The following is an 18357-nucleotide window of genomic DNA, read 5'->3' as shown; positions in this document are numbered from 1 at the left end:
GTAGGGGCTCTCGACCGAGAGCCCTTACAGAGTATTTGATGTGTAGTCAAGTTTTAGAGAATTGGTATTATTTACCATCAGACGTACCCTCAGTTTAAAAGTACAAAATCTAGAAAAGTAAGAGTGTGTCAATGCACTTTAATTGGAAAGTATAGCAGTTTTTTGTACTTAAAAACAAAAAAACGGAACATAACTCCTGTATTTATGCATAAATAACAAGCTTAAACCTCTTGAAATACTTGATTTAAGATCGGAAGATTGAAGTGTGATTGGTGAAGAAACAGTTAATCCAAACAACAAAGAGTTTGCTGAAGTGACAAACAATTGTTATGACTGGCAATCGATAACTGAACAATTCACACTAATAAGGAGAAACAAGATGAACAACAATCAGCATGAACAACTAACTGCCGAATTTGAGGTCCCTGCCTTTCACGAACTTGACGATGAGGTTGCTGCTACTTGTAGTGGTGGAGTTCAAAGGGACATTTACTTTGGAGGTGATGACCCAGATGTAATTTTATATGACTCCCCCAATCTTCTTACTTCCGGAGCAACACTGCATATCAATGCAAAAGCGCTTGGTGGTGATGACAACCTTGACAACGCCGCCATCGGAAGCGGTTGGAATAACAGAACTTCGTCCATTAGAGTCATAAGAGGTGAATGGCTGATATACGAAAACGGCGATCAAAAGAGTACACCGATAAAGATAACGGCCAAAGGTGGACCAAAAAAGAACGGGGTTTATCCTAATCACAAAGCATTTGGTCTTCCAGACAACTCACTGACTGGTATTTTTAGGACAGAAGTATAGTCTTCCTGCAACTGTTTTAGAGATTTGTGCCCAGACACGAGTCAAGCTGAATAATGTCCATTGTGCGATCGCAGCGAAAGCTACAGTAGCCAAATGCTTAGCAGTCCATCGGACAAGTTGAACACCCATTCCAATCGGGGCGTTTGCCCCGATCTCCTTTCCTCCCCTCCATCATCCAGTTTCAACCAATTTGGTTGTACGTTAGCCCCCTTTTACAGGGGGGTTGGGGGGGTTTTGTTGCTCTTAATGAGAAAATATCATGCGATATCAAAGTGTACTGCAACACAGTGAAGAAGACTGCGGTGCTGCCTGCCTTGCTACATTGATGTGGGGTTATCTCTCTTACAGCAATCAGGGTCACACTCTGGTAATGGTGGCGGTAAATTCTCTGACGATGCTGTTTTTGTATGCACCTTTGGGAAGATGGTTGTTGGCAGCGAATGATTTGACTGTACCGTGGCAAACTATAGTCTTATCAGTGCTGATTTATGTTGGTTTGCCACTTGCAGCAGGAATGTATAGCCGATACTGGATTCTCAAGAATAAGGGACGGCAGTGGTTTGAGGGTCGATTTTTTAAGTATCTCAATCCGGTTGCGATCGCTGCTCTGTTGCTCACCTTAGTTTTGCTATTTGCCTTTAAGGGTGAATTAATAGTTAACAATCCACTGCACATTCTGTTGATTGCAGTGCCGTTGTTTATCCAAACCAACTTTATCTTCTTGATTTCTTATGTTGCAGCTTTGAAACTCAATCTATCTTATGAGGATGCAGCCCCCGCAGCATTAATTGGGGCTAGCAACCATTTTGAAGTTGCTATTGCTACAGCCGTGATGCTTTTTGGCTTAAATTCGGGAGCTGCGTTAGCTACAGTAGTAGGTGTTTTAATCGAAGTGCCAGTAATGTTGATGTTGGTTGAATTTTGCAAGCGAACCGCCGCTTGGTTTCCACGGGAACCTGAAAAGGCAACGTTACGAGACCCTCGTTGTACCACTGCTTTTAAGTAGTCGAAAGCGAGTTATGACGAGTATTTGTTGACTTTAAGCAAGGCAAAGAGGGAAGACCATGAAACGTGTGATGTTTGTTTGTAAAAAGAATTCTGCACGTTCCCAAATGGCAGAAGGTTTTGCTACAACAATTGGCAAGGGCAAGATTGATGTGACAAGCTCTGGATTGGAAGCAAGTCAAGTCAATCCAGGTGCGATCGCTGCCATGCAAGGGGTTGGCATTGATATCAGCCATCAGACTTCAAAGGCACTCGCCGATTTTAAGCCGGAGGATTTCGATATTGTGATTTCCCTCTGTGGCTGCGGTGTAAGTCTGCCACCAGAGTGGTTAAGTCGTGAGGTGTTTGAGGACTGGCAGTTAGACGATCCAGCCGAAGAACCGGAAATCTTTCCTAGAGTGCGCGATGAGGTTAAAGAGCGAGTGATTCGCCTGATTAATAATTTTGGAGATAAATAAAAGTTCAAACTAATGGAGAAGCAATCAATGCAGCAAATTGTAGAAAGCCTGTGGTGGGTGATTCCCGGCAAACTGGCAGGTGTTCGTAAGCCCATAGGAGGGGAAATCCTCGAACTACAGGCGAAGGGCATTGGTGCTATTGTCTCCGTTATGGATGACCCCTCCAACCTGGATTTGTACGAGCAAGCAAGCATCCCTCACCTCTGGTTGCCAACTAAGGGAGGGAACGCACCAACTCGGGAACAGATTCAGGAATTACAAAACTTTGTTGACGACCAAAACCGCCTTGGTAATGCTGTTGCAGTCCATTGTTCTAGTGGAAGACGCCGGACGGGAACGATGTTGGCGTCCTACTTAATCTCTGGCGGTTCGTCTTACGAGGATGCGATCCAGACAATCCTGATGGCAAATCCTGAGGTCGAACTGCGAGAAGCCCAAACTAACTTTTTGCGAGACTTAGCAGCAAGATAAATCGCAGTTTTGTAAGGTCTCGTTGCTAAAACCCTTGTAGTTAAATCATTTTTTTCAAATATGACGAATTTCGAGCACCCCCCTAGGATTTTATTTTTGTATGGCTCTTTGCGAGAGCGTTCCTACAGTCGCCTCTTAGCAGAAGAAGCCGCTCGTATTATTCAGGAATTTGGTGCAGAAGTTCGATTTTTTGACCCTCGGGAATTACCTATTTACAATAGTGTACCGGATACCCATGCCAAAGTGCAGGAATTGCGAGAATTGAGCCAGTGGTCTGAGGGTCAAGTGTGGTCGTCTCCTGAGATGCACGGTAATATAACTGGCATCATGAAAAACCAAATTGACTGGATTCCTCTAAGTATAGGAGCAGTCAGACCAACTCAAGGTAGAACTTTAGCAGTTATGCAAGTGAGTGGGGGTTCTCAGTCTTTTAACGCCGTCAACACCATGCGGATTTTAGGACGTTGGATGCGAATGTTTACAATTCCGAATCAGTCGAGTGTTGCAAAAGCTTACCAAGAATTTAACGAAGACGGGACGATGAAGGATTCACCTTATCGCGATCGCGTTGTTGATGTGATGGAAGAGCTTTATAAGTTTACCTTGCTGTTGCGTGACAAAGTTGATTACTTGACAGATCGCTATAGTGAGCGTAAGGAAAAAGCTGCTAAAGAGGCAATGACACTTGCTCAGAAGGCTCTTGAGTAGCTCACGACTCCCTTTCTACTGTGAAGATTACCTCAAGACATAGACGTAAGTAGACGTAGGTAGGGCTATGCCGCACGTTAGCTGCTGGTGGGCAGTGCCCACCCTACAAAAATCTACAAAAATCGGTAATTTTAGAGCGTCCAAGGAGTAGGCAAAGAAACCGGGTTTGTGGGATGACTGAATCGATGCTCTAGCGATCTAATTAAGATTGTTTCCAACCCTCATTATAGAAAGAAACGTTGTACTGCTTACCAGCAGGAACATTGCGATGCAAAAGTTCGGAGAGAGTCGTGGTTCTCTGGATCTCTTCCCAACCTACTGGTGAAAAAGTTTCTGGATTGAAGACACTTTCTGCTAGCAAAGGATTTGTGAAAGCTTGAGAAAAGGCATCAATTCCTATCAGGCGTCCGACTAAAGGAGGTAAGGCTGAATTTGGACGCAAATCTTCTGCATACAGCCCTACATATAACTCAATATTGTCTACTTTCTTATACAATCGCTTCAATGTTTCTTGAACCTTGATATCACCACTTATCTGAGCGAAATCGGTGACTCGTGGATATTTACACATCTCGCGATAATCGTTATAGGTTCTTAATTTTGCTTCACGACCTAAACGAATACTAGCCAACTCTGTTTCAAGTAGAAACTCAGGGGTATTGAATAAACTAAGTTGGGCTGCGGGTTGGGCACAACTTTCTTCAAATATAGCTCCCAAGCCCTTGTTAATAATCATGTCATTATTCCACATTGAGTCCCTCATAGGCATTTTTTGCCCGTTATGAATTAGAGTATCGGGCAGCATGCTATGCCAGCGGTAGACTAGGGTAAATTCTACCGACATCCAGTTCATGCGGTACCATTTTTCATCGGTAAATGCCAGGGGATCGGTGAAAAATTGAAAGTGATAGGGAGTAATGTGGTTGATATAATCTTCTAGCACTATTTTCAGCATCTCAACCATTACAACATTTCTGGCTGTTTGAAAGAGACGCTCATCATCCCAATTTGGATAACTCTTTGCCAGGAGATCGCAGACTCGATTATGTTCTCTTAAGCAAAGTACATTAAGCATGACATAGCCAATTTGCACATTGGCTCGTTCTAGTTCTACCCCCATAGCAAATAATTTTTGCCTTTTCTCTGCGGGGAAATAATCTGATTTGATCTTGTTATCTTTGGTTACTTGATGGGGCAGATCTTTAAACTCTTCCTTAGGCTGTCCATTCTCATCATAGTAAAAAGGAGGATATTCTTCACCATTGATAAATTGGCTTTTTAACTTTCCTCCTTTATGAGACCTCAGCATGTGAGTAATTTTTGGATTCAAACCATAAACGTTACACAAATCAATGTGGTGGTTTGAGGTATTTTTACGGGGATCGAGCCTATCGGTTCGTAAGAAACTGTCAGTAAACCATTGGACAAAATAGGGAAAAATTAGGGTAGATTTTTGAGAGTATTTAGTTTCTCCAGTTTGCTGATACAAAACTTTCAAATCTTCAATAGGAGGAAGATTTTTTTCAAACTCCTCGGTTGGGCTTAAATTAACTCCTATGTAGTTTTTATTGGTTAAAGGTTTCCAATCAACAGGTGGTAAATGAAGTCCTGAGTAACCTCTATCTATTAATGACTCCCAAGAGGTGTAGGGAGTCATTGTACTAAAAGGATAGGGACGAGTAGGAATTTTATAGATAGCATTGTTAATGAGAGTTTTGTTGACTTTTTTCCTCAAAGATTCGTTGCTTTGAATAAAGTTCCAAATCGGTTTAAAGCCAGTTAAAGCCAATGTCTCTAGTTTGTTTCTCAACCCGTCTCTAGATGTATCTCTTTTAGCTGCCATAGTTTTTTATCTCTCTTGCTTTAACGAAATTACTTGTTATTTCTCTGAAAAATGCTTGATTCTGGTTACTTAGATGTGGTAGTAACCGGGGTAAGGTTGCCTTGTTCAGACACTACTCTACGCAGTGGCGGAATATAGCCTGTGGACATGGAATGATCCGTGATGCTATTTAACCCTTGTTCGCGTAAATCTTTTGCTATGTCAATAAAGATGGAGCGCCATCTTTGCCACCAGCTGAGCTTTTCAAAATCTAAGATTTCGCCATCTTGGGTTAAATATTTAATTTGTCCGACATGGTAAAAGAAGAAAACAGGAGCCCAAGTCGGAATTTTAGTCACTACATCATTATTATTGACAAACCGAAAGGTCTTAGATTTGAGTTGGGAGTTATAAAGCTTTGCAAACCTTAAATCCCCAACTCTAGGTTGTCCGTAGGTATAAACTCCACTGACTTTGATAGGTGAATTGCCCAAGGTACAGACTGCAGCGGCTAAGACTGCAACAGCACCGCCTAAACTATGTCCCGTAATCCACAAAGATTTAGGAGCTTGTTCCATTTCCTCTTGGAGGATAGCTTGAATGCCTTTAGCTTCTACCCTTCCTTTAGGATCGTTATAGGGTTTCCAAATACTATTTAAATAGTCACAAAAACCAGTATGAAGGCAGATTTTGTAATTTTTGCTGAAATCTTTGTCTTTAAGTCGATTCATGTTTATCTGCCAATCGGACTTTTCTTCGCTTCCGCGAAAGGCAAGAATGATTTTCTGTTCATCTACTAGCAGAATTGCTTGTGAACCTTTATGGTTAAAGCAGTAAACGCGATCGCTGCTGAATCCCCAAGAGGAAGCTTCTTGCTTAACTCTCTCCCGCCATTCATCGTTGTTTTCATCCCTACCTCCCAGTTTTTCGACTTTTCCTCTTCTATAAGTTGCCAGAGATAACTGAGCTAGTAGATAGGCATTATTGGGATCGTATCCTGATGCCTGGTGATTAAATGACGAAAATGAAATATTATTCACGGCACAACACCTAACAGATATGTCAGCAATTAACGATTGAGAATTCTGAAACTTGAACGTGAATATTTCCTGTTCATAATATGAAAAACAATTTTTCCAAACTTTTCATTTTTTATAACACCTATTTTTGCAAAGTACAAGGCTTAACTACATTTATGTTTCTTAAAGAGAATGGTATATTTTTGTAAAAACTAGGAATTTTAGGAAAAGTAGTTGTTATTTATGAATATTAACTTTATCTAAAGTACAAAAAGCAGGAAAAGTAGGAAAAGTATATTTTATAAGTTTTTATATCCATTTCTTAGATCCATTATGATAAGCCTCATGAGGTAAGTGCAGTCAACCCCCAGGCTACAATTTCAAAACCACATCACACGCTCGGTAAAGTGGTGCTACAACGGTAAAGCAATCCTACAGTACAATTGAACTCATTAACATCACGGGAATTGAAGGCGGAAGCCTACTCCTTCTGGGGGTAGGTAGCTCTTCGCCACTTGCGTACTTACTGCTTAGCAAAGAGTACACCAGGGGGTACTATCAAGCTCTAGAGTAAGTTTTGCACAATGGACTTATGTATATTGGTGCAAGATTTTATTTGATTGCCCCGTAGATAAAAGTTTCTACGATTCTCCCTTGAGCGCCAGTGTACCTGGGAACGTAATCTAGTTGTAAGACTATATAGCGCTCATATTCTCCAAATACAACGCAAGTTCAGTTGGTGGTGCGTTCAACCCTGTTGATGCGGAAAGCACAAGTATGTGCTGCCTAGCAGGATTGTCAAGAAAGGTCTTAGCCGTAGCATTATGTTTCCGAATAGCACTAGGGTTAATAGAAAAATCCATGAAAACACAAATTTTAAACAGGGAACGATTGGAATTACCTGATAATCGCCAGTTTCTTTCTCCTCCAATAGTTACACAACCTCTTTATCAGTGTGCGCTAGCTGTAACGGTTATCTCATATCAACTAAATGCTGATATAGAAATCGAAGTTGATGGAGTTATCCTCGCTTCTGCCAATGGTGGATCGCCGTGGCCAGAAGGAGTAACTGTACCTATACCAAATGCCCTCATTGTTGGTCAAAAAGTACGTGCACGACAAAAAACAGCCATCGCTCTTAGTGATTGGTCAGTAGAAGCGATTGTAAAAGACCACACCAAGGACTACCCCGCAGGTCCTCCCCGACCAGAAATTAATCCTGCTCCGGTGTTTGAATGTGGAGTACGCACAGGAGTTTCTAATCTTCTGACGGGCGGCAATGTCTGGATTACTGCAGATCAAATCGAAGTCGGGAGAGTCAATGGCTGTAACGCTCATCAGGGAGTAAATGTTAGTCCTGCCTACGGATTAGGTCAAAAAGTAAGGGCTTGGTTTGAATTGTGCAAAGATCCAAGTCCTGCTTCCGTTGAATATGTGACAAGCAAACCTCCTAATCCATTACCAACTCTAACTTTTGACCCCATTTTTGAGAGTGGAACAGTTTTGATTGTCAAAAATGTTGTTAATGGGGCGAAAGTTACTATTTATCGCAATGGCATCAATCAAGGAACTTGGCTCTGTTGGGGCGATGCTTTAAAAATTGATGGATTCAGCCCTTTTATGACCGGTGAGAGCTTTGTTGCCATTCAGAGCATGTGCCTCGGAAGCCCTGACAGTCCTCCTGGAAGTGGTGTAGTTCAACCCTGTTCCAGTTTGCCTGCTCCTGAGATAGGACCGATTCAAGCAGGTGATAACAGCATTACACTAACTCAATTTGTTCCAGATGCGACCATTAAGGTTTATCTGAACGGTGAACTGGTGGGTGCAAGCGGCGGGCCAATTGTTATGCTGACAAAAAAAGTGGCGTTAGGAGATACCCTAATCGTCGTTCAGGATTTAAACAAGTGTAAAGGTAGTCTAGCACTTGAGGTCAAAGTTCTATGCGTAGACCCTCCAGTCGCGAGCAACCCCTCAAACCTCAACCTCTTTCCAGTAGGGTTTAGTGAATATCAAGACGGTGGCATCAAAGGCAGTGTTTATTACCCGGCGGAAGATGATGGTAAAGAACAACCATTTAATAAGCGGCTGGCATCATTAGGTCGAGTGCCCATCGTCTTTATGGCACACGGTAATCATTCCCCCAACGATCCAAGCTATCTAGGATATGACTACTTTCAAACCGATCTAGCAAAGATGGGCATCATTGCTGTTTCAGTGGACTGTAATGCCCTGAATGGGGTTGGTGGTGGAGTTCAGAATATAGAAGATCGTGCTGATTTAATCATTGACAACATTATCTTCTTTCAGAAGTTGAACGCTGACTCAACTTCAGTCTTCTTTAAACGAATCAACTTTAATCTCCTCGGGTTAATGGGACATTCACGAGGAGGGGATGCAGTTGTCACTATTCCAACGATCGCAAATTTGCCAGAAGTCACTATCAAATCTGTACTCGCACTCGCACCAACAAATTTCCGATACTGGGCAGGTCTATCAACAATTCAACCCAAAGGCTATGCATTTATGACAATACTGCCTGCGGGAGATGGCGATGTTACCGACAACAATGGTGCTCAGTTCTACGATCGAGCTATTCCCGATCCGTTTAAGTCCCAGATCTATGTCCATTTCACGAATCACAACTTTTTTAATCGCCAGTGGCTAGATGATGATAGCCTCTGGACTTCGCCCCAACCTGCTGTTATCACCCGCTCAGATCATGAACGTATCCTGACAGCTTATGGATGTGCTCTATTTCGGGCTACATTACTTGGGCAATCCACAACTGGCTATCTTGATGGAACTCAACTTCCAGCTGGAGTATTAACTCAACACGTTTATCGTTCCTATGAGCGCTCTAAGGTTTTGACGGTAGACAATCATGAGGATGGCAATACAATTAACATCAACTCTTTAGGGCAACCCACAACCCAGCTTAGCGGAATGAGTGCGGATGAATATCCCTTCGATCGAGTAGCGGGTGCATTCAACAGTTCATTCTATGGTCTTAGTATCGGTATGGTCGTGGAACCAGGGAGGGCGGGTCGTGTTTTCCGTTCTGAGTTGAAGGCTACCAATCTCTCAAAAAATGAAATTTGGATTCGGGCAGCTGAGGTTACTAATGGATTTTCAGTTGCTCCAGGCTCAACTGGTTTTGAACTTGGACTGGAAGATAGCAATGGTGTTCAAGCGTGGGTTGATTCGGATGATATAGGTGGTCTACCAAGACCCTATGCTCGCGATCCGGGTAACATTAAGACCATGCTTAACACATTGCGTTTCAAAGTACCCTGCTTCAAGGCTAAAGAGTTTAAGATAGATAGCATCCGTGCCATTCTTATCCGATGCAATCGAAACGATGAACGTGCGATCGCGTTTGATGATTTACAAATAATTTAATTAACTGATGGAGATTTAAAGATGTCTATTGATGTCTCTCAACCACTTCCTCCAGATTCACGCCCTTCGTGGAATTTACCTGAAATTGTTGAAGTACAAACACGGAATGTTTCCTTTGAACCACGTCAATTAAGGAATTTTAGGTCATCTCTTGAAGCCAAAACTGAGGCAATGGAGTTCCAAATTAGAACAACCAGTCCTATCCCTATTCGTGCTCTTAGCCCAGTATTACACGTTGGGAATGTAGTTTTAACTGAAAGCGAACAGATTGGCGAGAACCTTTATAGATTTTGGGCTTTTGAACCCAATAGACTTGAAGTTGGAGCACCTATCTCTCTAAGTTGGACTAAGGCTCCTAATGAGCAGCTTCAAGAATCTCAATTTCGTTATAACCGAAACCAATAAGTTACGCTAGAATTCATATCGACTTAGAGTCTAGGGCTGGGCTTCAACCAGAATATGCACTTTCGGGGGACACGTTGTAAATAAAAGCAAGCGTGTCCCAAAAGCTGTATAATTACAGATAGCTATGCCTGCTTATGTGTAAATGCTCTGCCTAAAGTCATTCCATCTAGCTTATCAATTTGATGCTGATGAACTGGAAGCCAAAGACGAAATTTTCAGTAAGTATAAGTACGCTTTGGCATATATTGGTGTGGATTTTTCTCAAGAGGACGTTCAAGAAGCACTCCTTAATTGTATTGATGGTTTTGAGGATGCTCTACGTGCCACAATTGCGTATTGGTATTGGTTAGAAGAAAACTCCAGACCTTTTTACCCTAACCCTTGCATAATTCAAGCAATACGAGAGCGATGGGATTCCCGTTACTGGAAAGATGCGTACTTAAATAATCCTAACTTTAAAAGTCCTTGTGAAATCTTTTGGGAGCAATCTCTCAAAGCTTGGGGAAGCGATCTAAGAAATGAAATCATTGCGGATGTTAATTCAGATAAAAACGGATTTGAATACGTATTATTTCGTAATGGAAAGACCATATCCCTTTCCGCTGCTCAAAGGTTGGGATGGGAGAGATTGAAGGAATATGCACTTCAATCGTTTTAGTTTTTAGTAGCACTGTAAATTTTTCTTCTCTTAGTTAAACTCTGGCAAGTCCAACCAGGAGCAGAGTTAATCAAGCTAACATTGGTATATTGATGTGTACATTTATATGGCTTAATCAAACTTTTTCAGACTTTTACTAACCAATTTACACGGGATGGAACAGAATTATTAGTTATTAGCTCCAGACTTTTTCATACTGACGCAATTGAATAGACGCTTTAAATTTAAATCAGCAACCAATTTGATGATTTTGACAAATTGGTCTGGAGTCCAACACATCGAGTGGAATCCAAACACTCGAATTGAGTAAACTTTTAAAAACCTAAAGCAAATACATATAAGCATTATGTCTACAATTGCAACATTAATTAAAAATGACAACAGAAATCCATATATTCACGGTTATAGTGCTAATGAACAAGATCGCCTTATAAGACAAAGCAATTTTTTGGCATCATATATATATAGATACGTTGATTTTTCTGATTGTTATCATATCATTGAAGTAGGTTGTGGAGTAGGAGCGCAAATACAACAACTATTAAATCGTTGGCCACATTTAAAAATTACTGGAGTTGATATTTCCGCAGTGCAGATCGCTCGTGCTCGTGAATTGCTCAAACCTTATATCGACGCAGGACAGGTATCGCTCTATGTTAGTTATGGTGAAGAACTTCCTTTCCATGATGAGTCATTTGATGGTGCATTAATCTGCTTTGTTTTAGAACACGCAAATCATCCAATCAACATCCTTAAAGAATTAAAAAGGGTAATGCGCTCGGGGAGTAGTCTTTATTGTACAGAGGCGTTTAATACGGGTTTATATGTCTATCCAACCTGTCAAGCTCTACAGAGTTATTGGGAAATTTTTAATCGCCAACAAAACAATTTCAAGGGTGATACGAATATAGGATTAAAACTCTGTAATCTAGCATCAAAAGTAAACTTTTCTGAAATTTTGCTTAATCATGTATCTATTGTTTTAGATGACAGAATCAAAGAGCCTGTTCAACGGGCAAATTTGATAGATTGGTTTCTTGAAGCTTTACTTAGTGCATCTCCAGACTTAATGGCTCAGAAACAAGTTACACTCGATTTATTAGAAGAAATGGCACAAGAATTGAATTTTCTTAAATACACTCAAGAAAGCATTTTTCTTTATCCATTTCAGCAGATGAAGGCTGTGAAATAAAGTTTACATCAAAAATTGGGCATCGCGAACGGGCTGTTTCTCCAGAACCTCGGGCAAGCGATCGCTCTTACTCTACCATAAACAAAGCAATGGGATAAATTGTCTGCGATCGGGTGATGATTTAGGCAGTAGGTAAAAAGGAGGGTGGCTGGTTCAGTTCAGATGAACTCATTCATTTCCCCTGTACTGACCTGGGCACCATAGATCTTTTGTGGGTAAAATAAGGGTCTACCGACTCCCATAATATTTTAATAAGTAAAATTACTGAAAATAAAGCTTTAATTATAGCTAGTATAAAATTAGTGATGGCGTGAGATAATTAAGGCAAAGCATAATTTGGACAACAATTTACGCCTTGTAGTAAGGTTCATTTTTTGAATCAAACATTACTGTGACTACCACGCCATGACTATTTCCGCTCAAAAAGACCAGATTGAGATTTCCAAACCTGTTGAAAATGTCTCTAACGGAGCAAGCCCAAGTGTGTTGTTGACGTTGAAGATAATTGAGTATTTATTTTTAGCAGCTAGTGTCTGTGCAATCGTCATTACCAAGACCTTGCCAGACCTTCAAGTTGCCGGAATTTATGTAGCTGCTTTTTTTTCTATTTGGGTTTTTCTGTTTTTAACCAATAGACAGTTGGCGAACAATTCTAACAATTCCGATATCACGAAGAAAGCTGAACTGTATAATTCTTTATCGGCTAATAAGAATTCTTCAACAAACAATCTGTTAACGCCTGCGAGAGAAAAGGCTTTACAGTATTCCCAAGAGTTGATTGACGATTATAAAAAAATTCGCTCCAGTTCGAGGAATATTTACTATACTTTACAATTAGCAACTGTTATTTTCTCAGGAATTACACCGATTTTAGTCTTGGTAGACAAATTGGATGTGGGTATTTCATGGTTCAAGTGGCTCCCGGTCATCTTCCCAGCTGTCGCCTCCATAGTCGCCAGTATCGTGACCTCCTTTCCTTTTCAAGAAAATTCGGTGGCTGCTAACACTACCGTTGAGTTATTAGAAGCTGAACAAGAGAAATTTATCTTGGGAGTAACTGAACCTTATCGTAGCTACGATATCGACGATGAAACTCAACGTCAACAAAAGGCAAGACAGGCAATAGAAAACTATATTATTCAAGTGAATAATATTCATCTTAAGCAAGTACAAGAATTGAGTAAGAGCTCGTCTAGCCAGGAGAAGGCTGAACCAGTTCAATCTAGCGAGTCTAACCAGGAACAGAGTAAATCAAGCTGACACTGGTATCAAGATAGCATCTCAATTTAAGTGTTAAATCTACTATTCCCCGGTTATTCAGAATTTTCTCAACTCGATGCTATACCTCACGAGTTCCTCAAATTGTTTTCTTATAAACAAAAGTGAAAGCGATCTGCCCAGAGGGCAGGAGCGAAGCTATCGCCAAAAATGCAAACGCACTCGTCACAAGTAGCTAAAAGCTCAAGCAAAACAGTTTGGAGGTAAACTCGTATGTTTGACAAAATACTGGTTGCATTAGATACATCTACCAGCAGTAGGAGTGTCTTTGAGGAAGCAATTGCCTTAGCGAAGGCTTTACGAGCTAACCTGACGTTGTTGCACGTATTATCGCCAGAAGAAGAGGGAAGCCCAAATACTTCTTTCACTGTCCAGCCCTGACTACTATGTAGGGCTGGGGATGAGCACCGAAATTTTGAACATACAGCGCAAGCAGTGGGAAGAGTTTGTTAATCGGGGAATAGAGATGTTGCGATCGCTCGTAGAGGAAGCAACGGTGGCTGGTGTCAGTTCTGAATTTACTCAAAAACCTGGTAGCCCTGGGAGCACTATCTGTGAATTTGCCAGTGATGGCAGATTTGACTTAATTGTCATAGGGCGTAGGGGTCGCTCTGGTTTGTCCGAGTTGTTGTTAGGTAGTGTCAGCAATTACGTCCTGCACCATGCCTCTTGTTCGGTCTTGACTGTACAGCATCCTGTAAGTGCAAGTAACACTGAAGTCACACGGGCAGAAGTCACGCCATCTATCTAACACTTTGCTAATTTTCTAGAGCATCAGTACAGAAATCATAAAAAACCCAATTTTTTGTAGAGACGTGCTGTTTGAAGCGTCTCTACATTCACGAAAAATCAAGGATTACAGCAGAGAGAAAATGTATTTGTGCTCCCCTGCTTGACTACTATATCGACGCTCTACATGATTGCAAACATGGCATCAGAAAGTTTACAAATTATAACTTTAAGGATATCTGTTCTTAAAACTGAAATAATTAAGTATGAACGAGGTGATTGAGGATTGACTGATTATGGCTGATTCTAGTTTACCTATTCTGCGAAAAGGAGACAGTGGTTCTACCGTTGCTCTTTTACAGACTTTCCTGCGAATTAAAGGCTTTGGAACAAGCACAAATCCGAATCTCCAGCTTCGGGTGGATGGGGTGTTTGGCGATCTAACAGATTCTGTTGTCCGCCAATTCCAACAAAGCGCAAGTTTAAAAGTCGATGGAATCGTGGGAGCTAAAACTTGGGAAGCTTTTGTTTCCTAGTTCCTGAAGTTAACATAATTTACAACTGTAAAATTTAATTATTTGTTATATCAATCTCTATTATGGGATTGGATTGGCGATCGCGTGACGGAGTATTGGGGATCGGTATTGTTAATGACTGTGCGGAATCTTCTACTCCTGACGCAGGTGCGATTGCCCTAAACTACATTGAAGTTTTTCATCAAATTAAGGAATATTTATATGAATATGAATGGTAGTCAATTCAGTGGAAAAAAATATTTCTATTGACATCTTGCACCTTCTCACGAGGCGGTGGGCAGTGCCCACCCTACGAAACTACGAAACGTGCAGCAGATAGAGAAAGTGGACGACATCCACCACCAGATGATGCAATTGAAAGTAAAATCTAACTCTAGATTTTGGTTGAAAAAAGATATTATTTATTCGCAATTAATGAATAAGCGATCGCACTTTCAACAAGATTATTATAGTGATGGTGAGATCGCAACCAATTGAGAGTACCCGCATCAGTTACGGTCTTGTTACACTATTTACCATCCTGTTATGTAATCAACATCAGTACGATTACTTTTGCGCTTATACCATTTCACTTTAATCTTGATACATTTAAATTCTGTCCAAACGCTTCAAACAGCGCGTTTCTACACTAGCGATTTGTATCATGCTTTTCGTGAAATGGTATTACCCTAAATAAGTAACGGGCGAGACGCCCGGACCACAAGATAGTCCCACAAGATGGATAATTTATTGCTTGGAAATCCCTTGCTCTTTACTTAAAGAAGACAACTTAATCCGCCGACCCTCACGGGACAGAGGTACTAAAGCTGGGGCTTGGTTTTGAGCATTGCTTTCTTTAAAGCTTTCTACCACCTTAGATAATTCTGCAATTGTCCGCGCCTCAAACACGCTACGCAGAGGTAACTCCACTTGCAAGGCGTCGCGGACTCTGGAGACAAGCTGAGTTGCAAGTAAGGAATGACCCCCTAACTCAAAGAAATTGTCATGAATTCCCACGCGCTTGAGTCCCAGAACCTCTGCAAAAATTGTCACCAATACTTTTTCCACGGGAGTCCGAGGCGGGACATAACCTCCAGCTAATTCTGGCTTGATTGGAACAGCTGCTTTTAAGGCGCGGCGATCCACTTTGCCACGAGCTGTCAGAGGTAAGAACTCCAGTACTACAAAAGCAGATGGCACCATGTACTCAGGTAACTTTTGTGCTAAATATGTTTGCAACTGGACAACGAACTCTACCAGTGTTTGATAATCACCGTGTGGCTAAGCGTTTCTCAACCAAACGCGATCGCATTATCAAAATCCCCGATAGTAGAATGTTACACAAAGCTCGCTATCACCTGCATGCCAAGGGAATCACTCGGCTGCTAATTGATGGTCAAGTTTATTCCCTGTCGCCTACTACGGTATAGTCATTGGTCATTGGTCATCGGTCATTAGTCATTAGTTATTGGTCATCCGTCATGGGTCATCGGTTATTACTAAACGATAAATGACAAATGACAAATGACAAATGACAATCTTCCTACTCACACTATTTTTTGTGGTTGGTTATGACTTCAGCTAACTACGGTGTCGTTTTGGTAACAGCTTCTTCAGTAGAGGAAGCAGAAACAATAGCAAATGCCCTTGTGGAAAGTAAACTTGCTGCTTGTGTAAGTATCTTGCCAATCCACTCCATTTACACTTGGCAGGGACAAAAGTACAAGGAGCAAGAATGGCAATTGCTCATTAAAACTGATTTAAGACAATTTCCTACTCTGGAAGCAAAAATTCGCGAACTGCACTCCTACGAAGTTCCAGAAATCATTGCATTACCTGTCGTTGCTGGTTCCCTACCCTATCTTCAATGGATTTCCGAGCAAGTAGGTTTATCCAAAACACAAGGATTTAACAATTGAACGCGCAATGTTAAATTTTTTATTAATTATTTCTTAAGTGTCTTAAGTGTCTTAACTGTCCTTGCATTCTTAGAAGATGTTTGAAAAACTAGGTACTTAATTTAATTTCCTTACATTCTGATACAGGGAGTGAAATATGCAGTTAACAGAGTTGGCTAACTTCTTGGCAATTCTCACAATCGTAGACTCTGATAGTAAAATCGCAGAATATACTGTAAAACTGGCACAAGCAGATACAGTAGTAAACCAAGGAGAAACCGATACTACAGTCTTAAGGGAGATAAAAAAGCATTTACCTGAATTACAAAAAGAGCTAGATGCAATTCAACAAAATAAATTGGAGCTAAAAGAAAAAGTCATAACCAAGATTTTGACACCCGATAGTTAATGAACTACTTCCCCTAGCTTGCGAATAAGGGCTGCTTGATGTCTACAGTTGTAGACGGGCTAATTGGTGAAGTAAGCACACGCGTAAGCCGTTGATACGAACTACCTCACCATCTCCCTTCTGTATACAGCGTCTACAACTCTGTATACAGGTCAACTTGGTCAAGGTCAAGAAGCAAATAGGGGCAAGTATAAACAATGAGAGTCTGTGTGTAAGCAGTTGCGTTAATGTTCAAAGAGGAACTACTGTACTTTTCAAAATTCCCAATATTTTCCCTACCTGACTGATAAAGTATTCATTAAAATCTATCTCTATAGTTTTCCCCTTCAAACGCAAAAATCTCCAGTTCGTTCCAGTTGTTACTACACCATAAATCGTACTAATTTGATTTCCTTTAGCTTCATTAAAGATTTGGGCAGCTATCATTTCTGCCATGCATTGTGCTAACCCAGACTGGATATTATCATTTTTGGCTTCCACTAGAGTTACAACTGGTGCTTCGATAACAATTTGCTCTGAAGACAGGCTAATTAAGAAATCACAAAATCCACTTAATCCCTTTGTAACATCTACCGTAAAATCTTTGCCAGAAAATATACTTATTTGTGATGCTAGTTGTCTTTTAATCTCTACTAAAATAGGCATGACAATCAGTTCCGAACGTGCTTTTTCAGTATCGATCGCTAATGCTAGAGGTAAATACTCTTTAAGAGATTGGGCAAGAAAATCACTGTAATTTATCTCTGGTATATCAGCAAAAATTCCAAATTGCTCAGATATAACTATCCCAAAATTATTTTTGATTTGTTCGATAGTAAATTGACTATATGGCATAGCTTGCTAGTTTTGCCCGATTTCAATTTCTATTAATCTGACAACGAGCGGTTTGAAGTTTAGTCAGCTACGTGTATCCTACTTGAGGTAGCTAATCCTGGTTGCTAGCAATCTTTGCTGGTGACATTTTTTGTCGTCGTTCCTGAAGTTTATTTTCAATCAATTTGGCAAGCAGCCAAGAAATAGAGCGTTCCTCCTCTTGTGCCCACGCCTCCAGTTCTGCTTTTAATTCCGGGGAAATGTAGGTTGTTACACCAGACAATAAAGTTTTGCCGCCCATCTTAAATTCTTTGTATTGCTTAGATAGTACTTATTGTAGCAGCTTACTATAGCTTCTATTGCCTTACCATTAGCTATGCTATGCTATGCTACATTAGCATCCGGAGTGAAATTTTACCTCTCAGTTATGAACATCCTTAACACCCTCTTCACCCAGCCAGCTGCTCAACGGCAAACTCGTGGTATTAGCATCAAGTCCCAACGTGAAATTGAAATCATGCGTCAAGCATCTGCGATTGTTACAACCGTGCTCAAGCAGATTTCTCAAATAGTCAAACCAGGGATGACGACGGCTGACTTAGATGCTTACGCAGAGAAACACATCCGGGAAATGGGTGCAACACCCAGTTTTAAGGGATACCACAGTTTTCCTGGCTCTATCTGCGCTTCGATAAATCATGAAGCCGTACATGGCATCCCCAGTTGTGACATACTCCCACACTCCTGCCTTGCAGTGAGTG

General features: G+C 41.0%; 19 protein-coding genes and 4 pseudogenes. 17 read left to right on the top strand and 6 right to left on the bottom strand.

Features of this window, described 5'->3' with window-relative positions; genetic code table 11:
- The first annotated feature begins 265 nt into the window (after positions 1–265).
- Positions 266–817, top strand: a complete 552-nt coding sequence (locus ACYRY3_RS21480; RefSeq protein ID WP_460203660.1) for a hypothetical protein — start codon at positions 266–268, stop codon at positions 815–817.
- On the opposite strand, the gene ACYRY3_RS21475 is transcribed toward ACYRY3_RS21480, so the two are convergent.
- Positions 785–946, bottom strand: a complete 162-nt coding sequence (locus tag ACYRY3_RS21475) for a hypothetical protein (RefSeq protein WP_460203659.1) — start codon at positions 944–946, stop codon at positions 785–787. The two genes, ACYRY3_RS21480 and ACYRY3_RS21475, sit on opposite strands and share 33 nt — an antisense overlap.
- Before the next feature lie 175 nt (positions 947–1121).
- Between ACYRY3_RS21475 and ACYRY3_RS21470 the strand changes: the two are divergent.
- The 4 genes and pseudogenes from ACYRY3_RS21470 to arsH form a co-directional block, all read left to right on the top strand.
- Positions 1122–1823 (top strand): annotated as a pseudogene (locus ACYRY3_RS21470) (arsenic resistance protein); the annotation flags it as partial.
- A 58-nt stretch (positions 1824–1881) separates the two neighbouring features.
- A complete protein-coding gene (gene arsC, locus ACYRY3_RS21465) occupies positions 1882–2280 on the top strand; it encodes an arsenate reductase, glutathione/glutaredoxin type (protein WP_460203658.1) in 399 nt (132 codons plus the stop codon).
- 12 nt (positions 2281–2292) lie between these two features.
- A complete protein-coding gene (locus ACYRY3_RS21460) occupies positions 2293–2751 on the top strand; it encodes a phosphatase domain-containing putative toxin (RefSeq protein ID WP_460203657.1) in 459 nt (152 codons plus the stop codon).
- A gap of 60 nt (positions 2752–2811) precedes the next feature.
- Positions 2812–3459 carry an arsenical resistance protein ArsH gene (gene arsH / locus ACYRY3_RS21455; protein ID WP_460203656.1) on the top strand — a complete coding sequence of 216 codons (648 nt, stop codon included), beginning with the start codon at positions 2812–2814 and terminating at the stop codon, positions 3457–3459.
- 202 nt (positions 3460–3661) lie between these two features.
- Here arsH and ACYRY3_RS21450 read toward each other — a convergent pair whose 3' ends face one another.
- Together ACYRY3_RS21450 and ACYRY3_RS21445 are read right to left on the bottom strand one after the other, a co-directional pair.
- Entirely contained in the window at positions 3662–5302 is a 1641-nt protein-coding gene (locus ACYRY3_RS21450) for a peroxidase family protein (protein ID WP_460203655.1), read from the bottom strand.
- A 65-nt stretch (positions 5303–5367) separates the two neighbouring features.
- Positions 5368–6321: a lipase family protein gene (locus ACYRY3_RS21445; protein ID WP_460203654.1), complete on the bottom strand. Its 954-nt coding sequence runs from the start codon at positions 6319–6321 to the stop codon at positions 5368–5370.
- 840 nt (positions 6322–7161) lie between these two features.
- Between ACYRY3_RS21445 and ACYRY3_RS21440 the strand changes: the two genes are divergently transcribed.
- The 8 genes and pseudogenes from ACYRY3_RS21440 to ACYRY3_RS21405 all read left to right on the top strand — a co-directional run bounded on the left by ACYRY3_RS21440 (position 7162) and on the right by ACYRY3_RS21405 (position 14715).
- Entirely contained in the window at positions 7162–9699 is a 2538-nt protein-coding gene (locus tag ACYRY3_RS21440; RefSeq protein ID WP_460203653.1) for an alpha/beta hydrolase, read from the top strand.
- A gap of 21 nt (positions 9700–9720) precedes the next feature.
- Positions 9721–10104 carry a hypothetical protein gene (locus tag ACYRY3_RS21435; RefSeq protein ID WP_460203652.1) on the top strand — a complete coding sequence of 128 codons (384 nt, stop codon included), beginning with the start codon at positions 9721–9723 and terminating at the stop codon, positions 10102–10104.
- 142 nt (positions 10105–10246) lie between these two features.
- Entirely contained in the window at positions 10247–10762 is a 516-nt protein-coding gene (locus ACYRY3_RS21430) for a hypothetical protein (protein ID WP_460203651.1), read from the top strand.
- 346 nt (positions 10763–11108) lie between these two features.
- A complete protein-coding gene (locus tag ACYRY3_RS21425) occupies positions 11109–11954 on the top strand; it encodes a class I SAM-dependent methyltransferase (protein WP_460203650.1) in 846 nt (281 codons plus the stop codon).
- Positions 11955–12359: 405 nt separating this feature from the next.
- Entirely contained in the window at positions 12360–13214 is an 855-nt protein-coding gene (locus tag ACYRY3_RS21420; RefSeq protein WP_460203649.1) for a DUF4231 domain-containing protein, read from the top strand.
- Positions 13215–13445: 231 nt separating this feature from the next.
- Positions 13446–13983, top strand: a pseudogene (locus ACYRY3_RS21415) (universal stress protein).
- Between the two features lie 274 nt (positions 13984–14257).
- Positions 14258–14497: a peptidoglycan-binding domain-containing protein gene (locus ACYRY3_RS21410; RefSeq protein WP_460203648.1), complete on the top strand. Its 240-nt coding sequence runs from the start codon at positions 14258–14260 to the stop codon at positions 14495–14497.
- 62 nt (positions 14498–14559) lie between these two features.
- Positions 14560–14715, top strand: coding sequence for a hypothetical protein (locus ACYRY3_RS21405; RefSeq protein WP_460203646.1), 156 nt, complete (start codon positions 14560–14562; stop codon positions 14713–14715).
- 508 nt (positions 14716–15223) lie between these two features.
- Here the strand turns inward: ACYRY3_RS21405 and ACYRY3_RS21400 are convergent.
- Positions 15224–15715, bottom strand: a complete 492-nt coding sequence (locus ACYRY3_RS21400) for a phosphopantetheine-binding protein (RefSeq protein WP_460203645.1) — start codon at positions 15713–15715, stop codon at positions 15224–15226.
- Here ACYRY3_RS21400 and ACYRY3_RS21395 point away from each other — a divergent pair.
- From ACYRY3_RS21395 to ACYRY3_RS21385, 3 genes and pseudogenes are all read left to right on the top strand, one after another.
- Positions 15715–15906, top strand: a pseudogene (locus ACYRY3_RS21395) (transposase); the annotation flags it as partial. The gene ACYRY3_RS21400 and the pseudogene ACYRY3_RS21395 sit on opposite strands and share 1 nt — an antisense overlap.
- A gap of 141 nt (positions 15907–16047) precedes the next feature.
- Entirely contained in the window at positions 16048–16395 is a 348-nt protein-coding gene (gene cutA / locus ACYRY3_RS21390) for a divalent-cation tolerance protein CutA (RefSeq protein WP_460203644.1), read from the top strand.
- A gap of 136 nt (positions 16396–16531) precedes the next feature.
- Positions 16532–16783, top strand: coding sequence for a hypothetical protein (locus ACYRY3_RS21385; RefSeq protein ID WP_460203642.1), 252 nt, complete (start codon positions 16532–16534; stop codon positions 16781–16783).
- A gap of 231 nt (positions 16784–17014) precedes the next feature.
- Here ACYRY3_RS21385 and ACYRY3_RS21380 read toward each other — a convergent pair whose 3' ends face one another.
- Positions 17015–17617: a hypothetical protein gene (locus ACYRY3_RS21380; protein WP_460203641.1), complete on the bottom strand. Its 603-nt coding sequence runs from the start codon at positions 17615–17617 to the stop codon at positions 17015–17017.
- Between the two features lie 91 nt (positions 17618–17708).
- Positions 17709–17897 (bottom strand): ribbon-helix-helix domain-containing protein, encoded by a 189-nt coding sequence (locus ACYRY3_RS21375; RefSeq protein ID WP_460203639.1) that lies wholly within the window; start codon positions 17895–17897, stop codon positions 17709–17711.
- 126 nt (positions 17898–18023) lie between these two features.
- Here ACYRY3_RS21375 and ACYRY3_RS21370 point away from each other — a divergent pair.
- Positions 18024–18320 (top strand): annotated as a pseudogene (locus ACYRY3_RS21370) (M24 family metallopeptidase); the annotation flags it as partial.
- Between the last annotated feature and the right edge of the window lie 37 nt (positions 18321–18357).

It is taken from the genome of Scytonema sp. NUACC21 (genome assembly GCF_054684315.1).
This window is presented reverse-complemented; position numbering and strand designations above follow the sequence as displayed.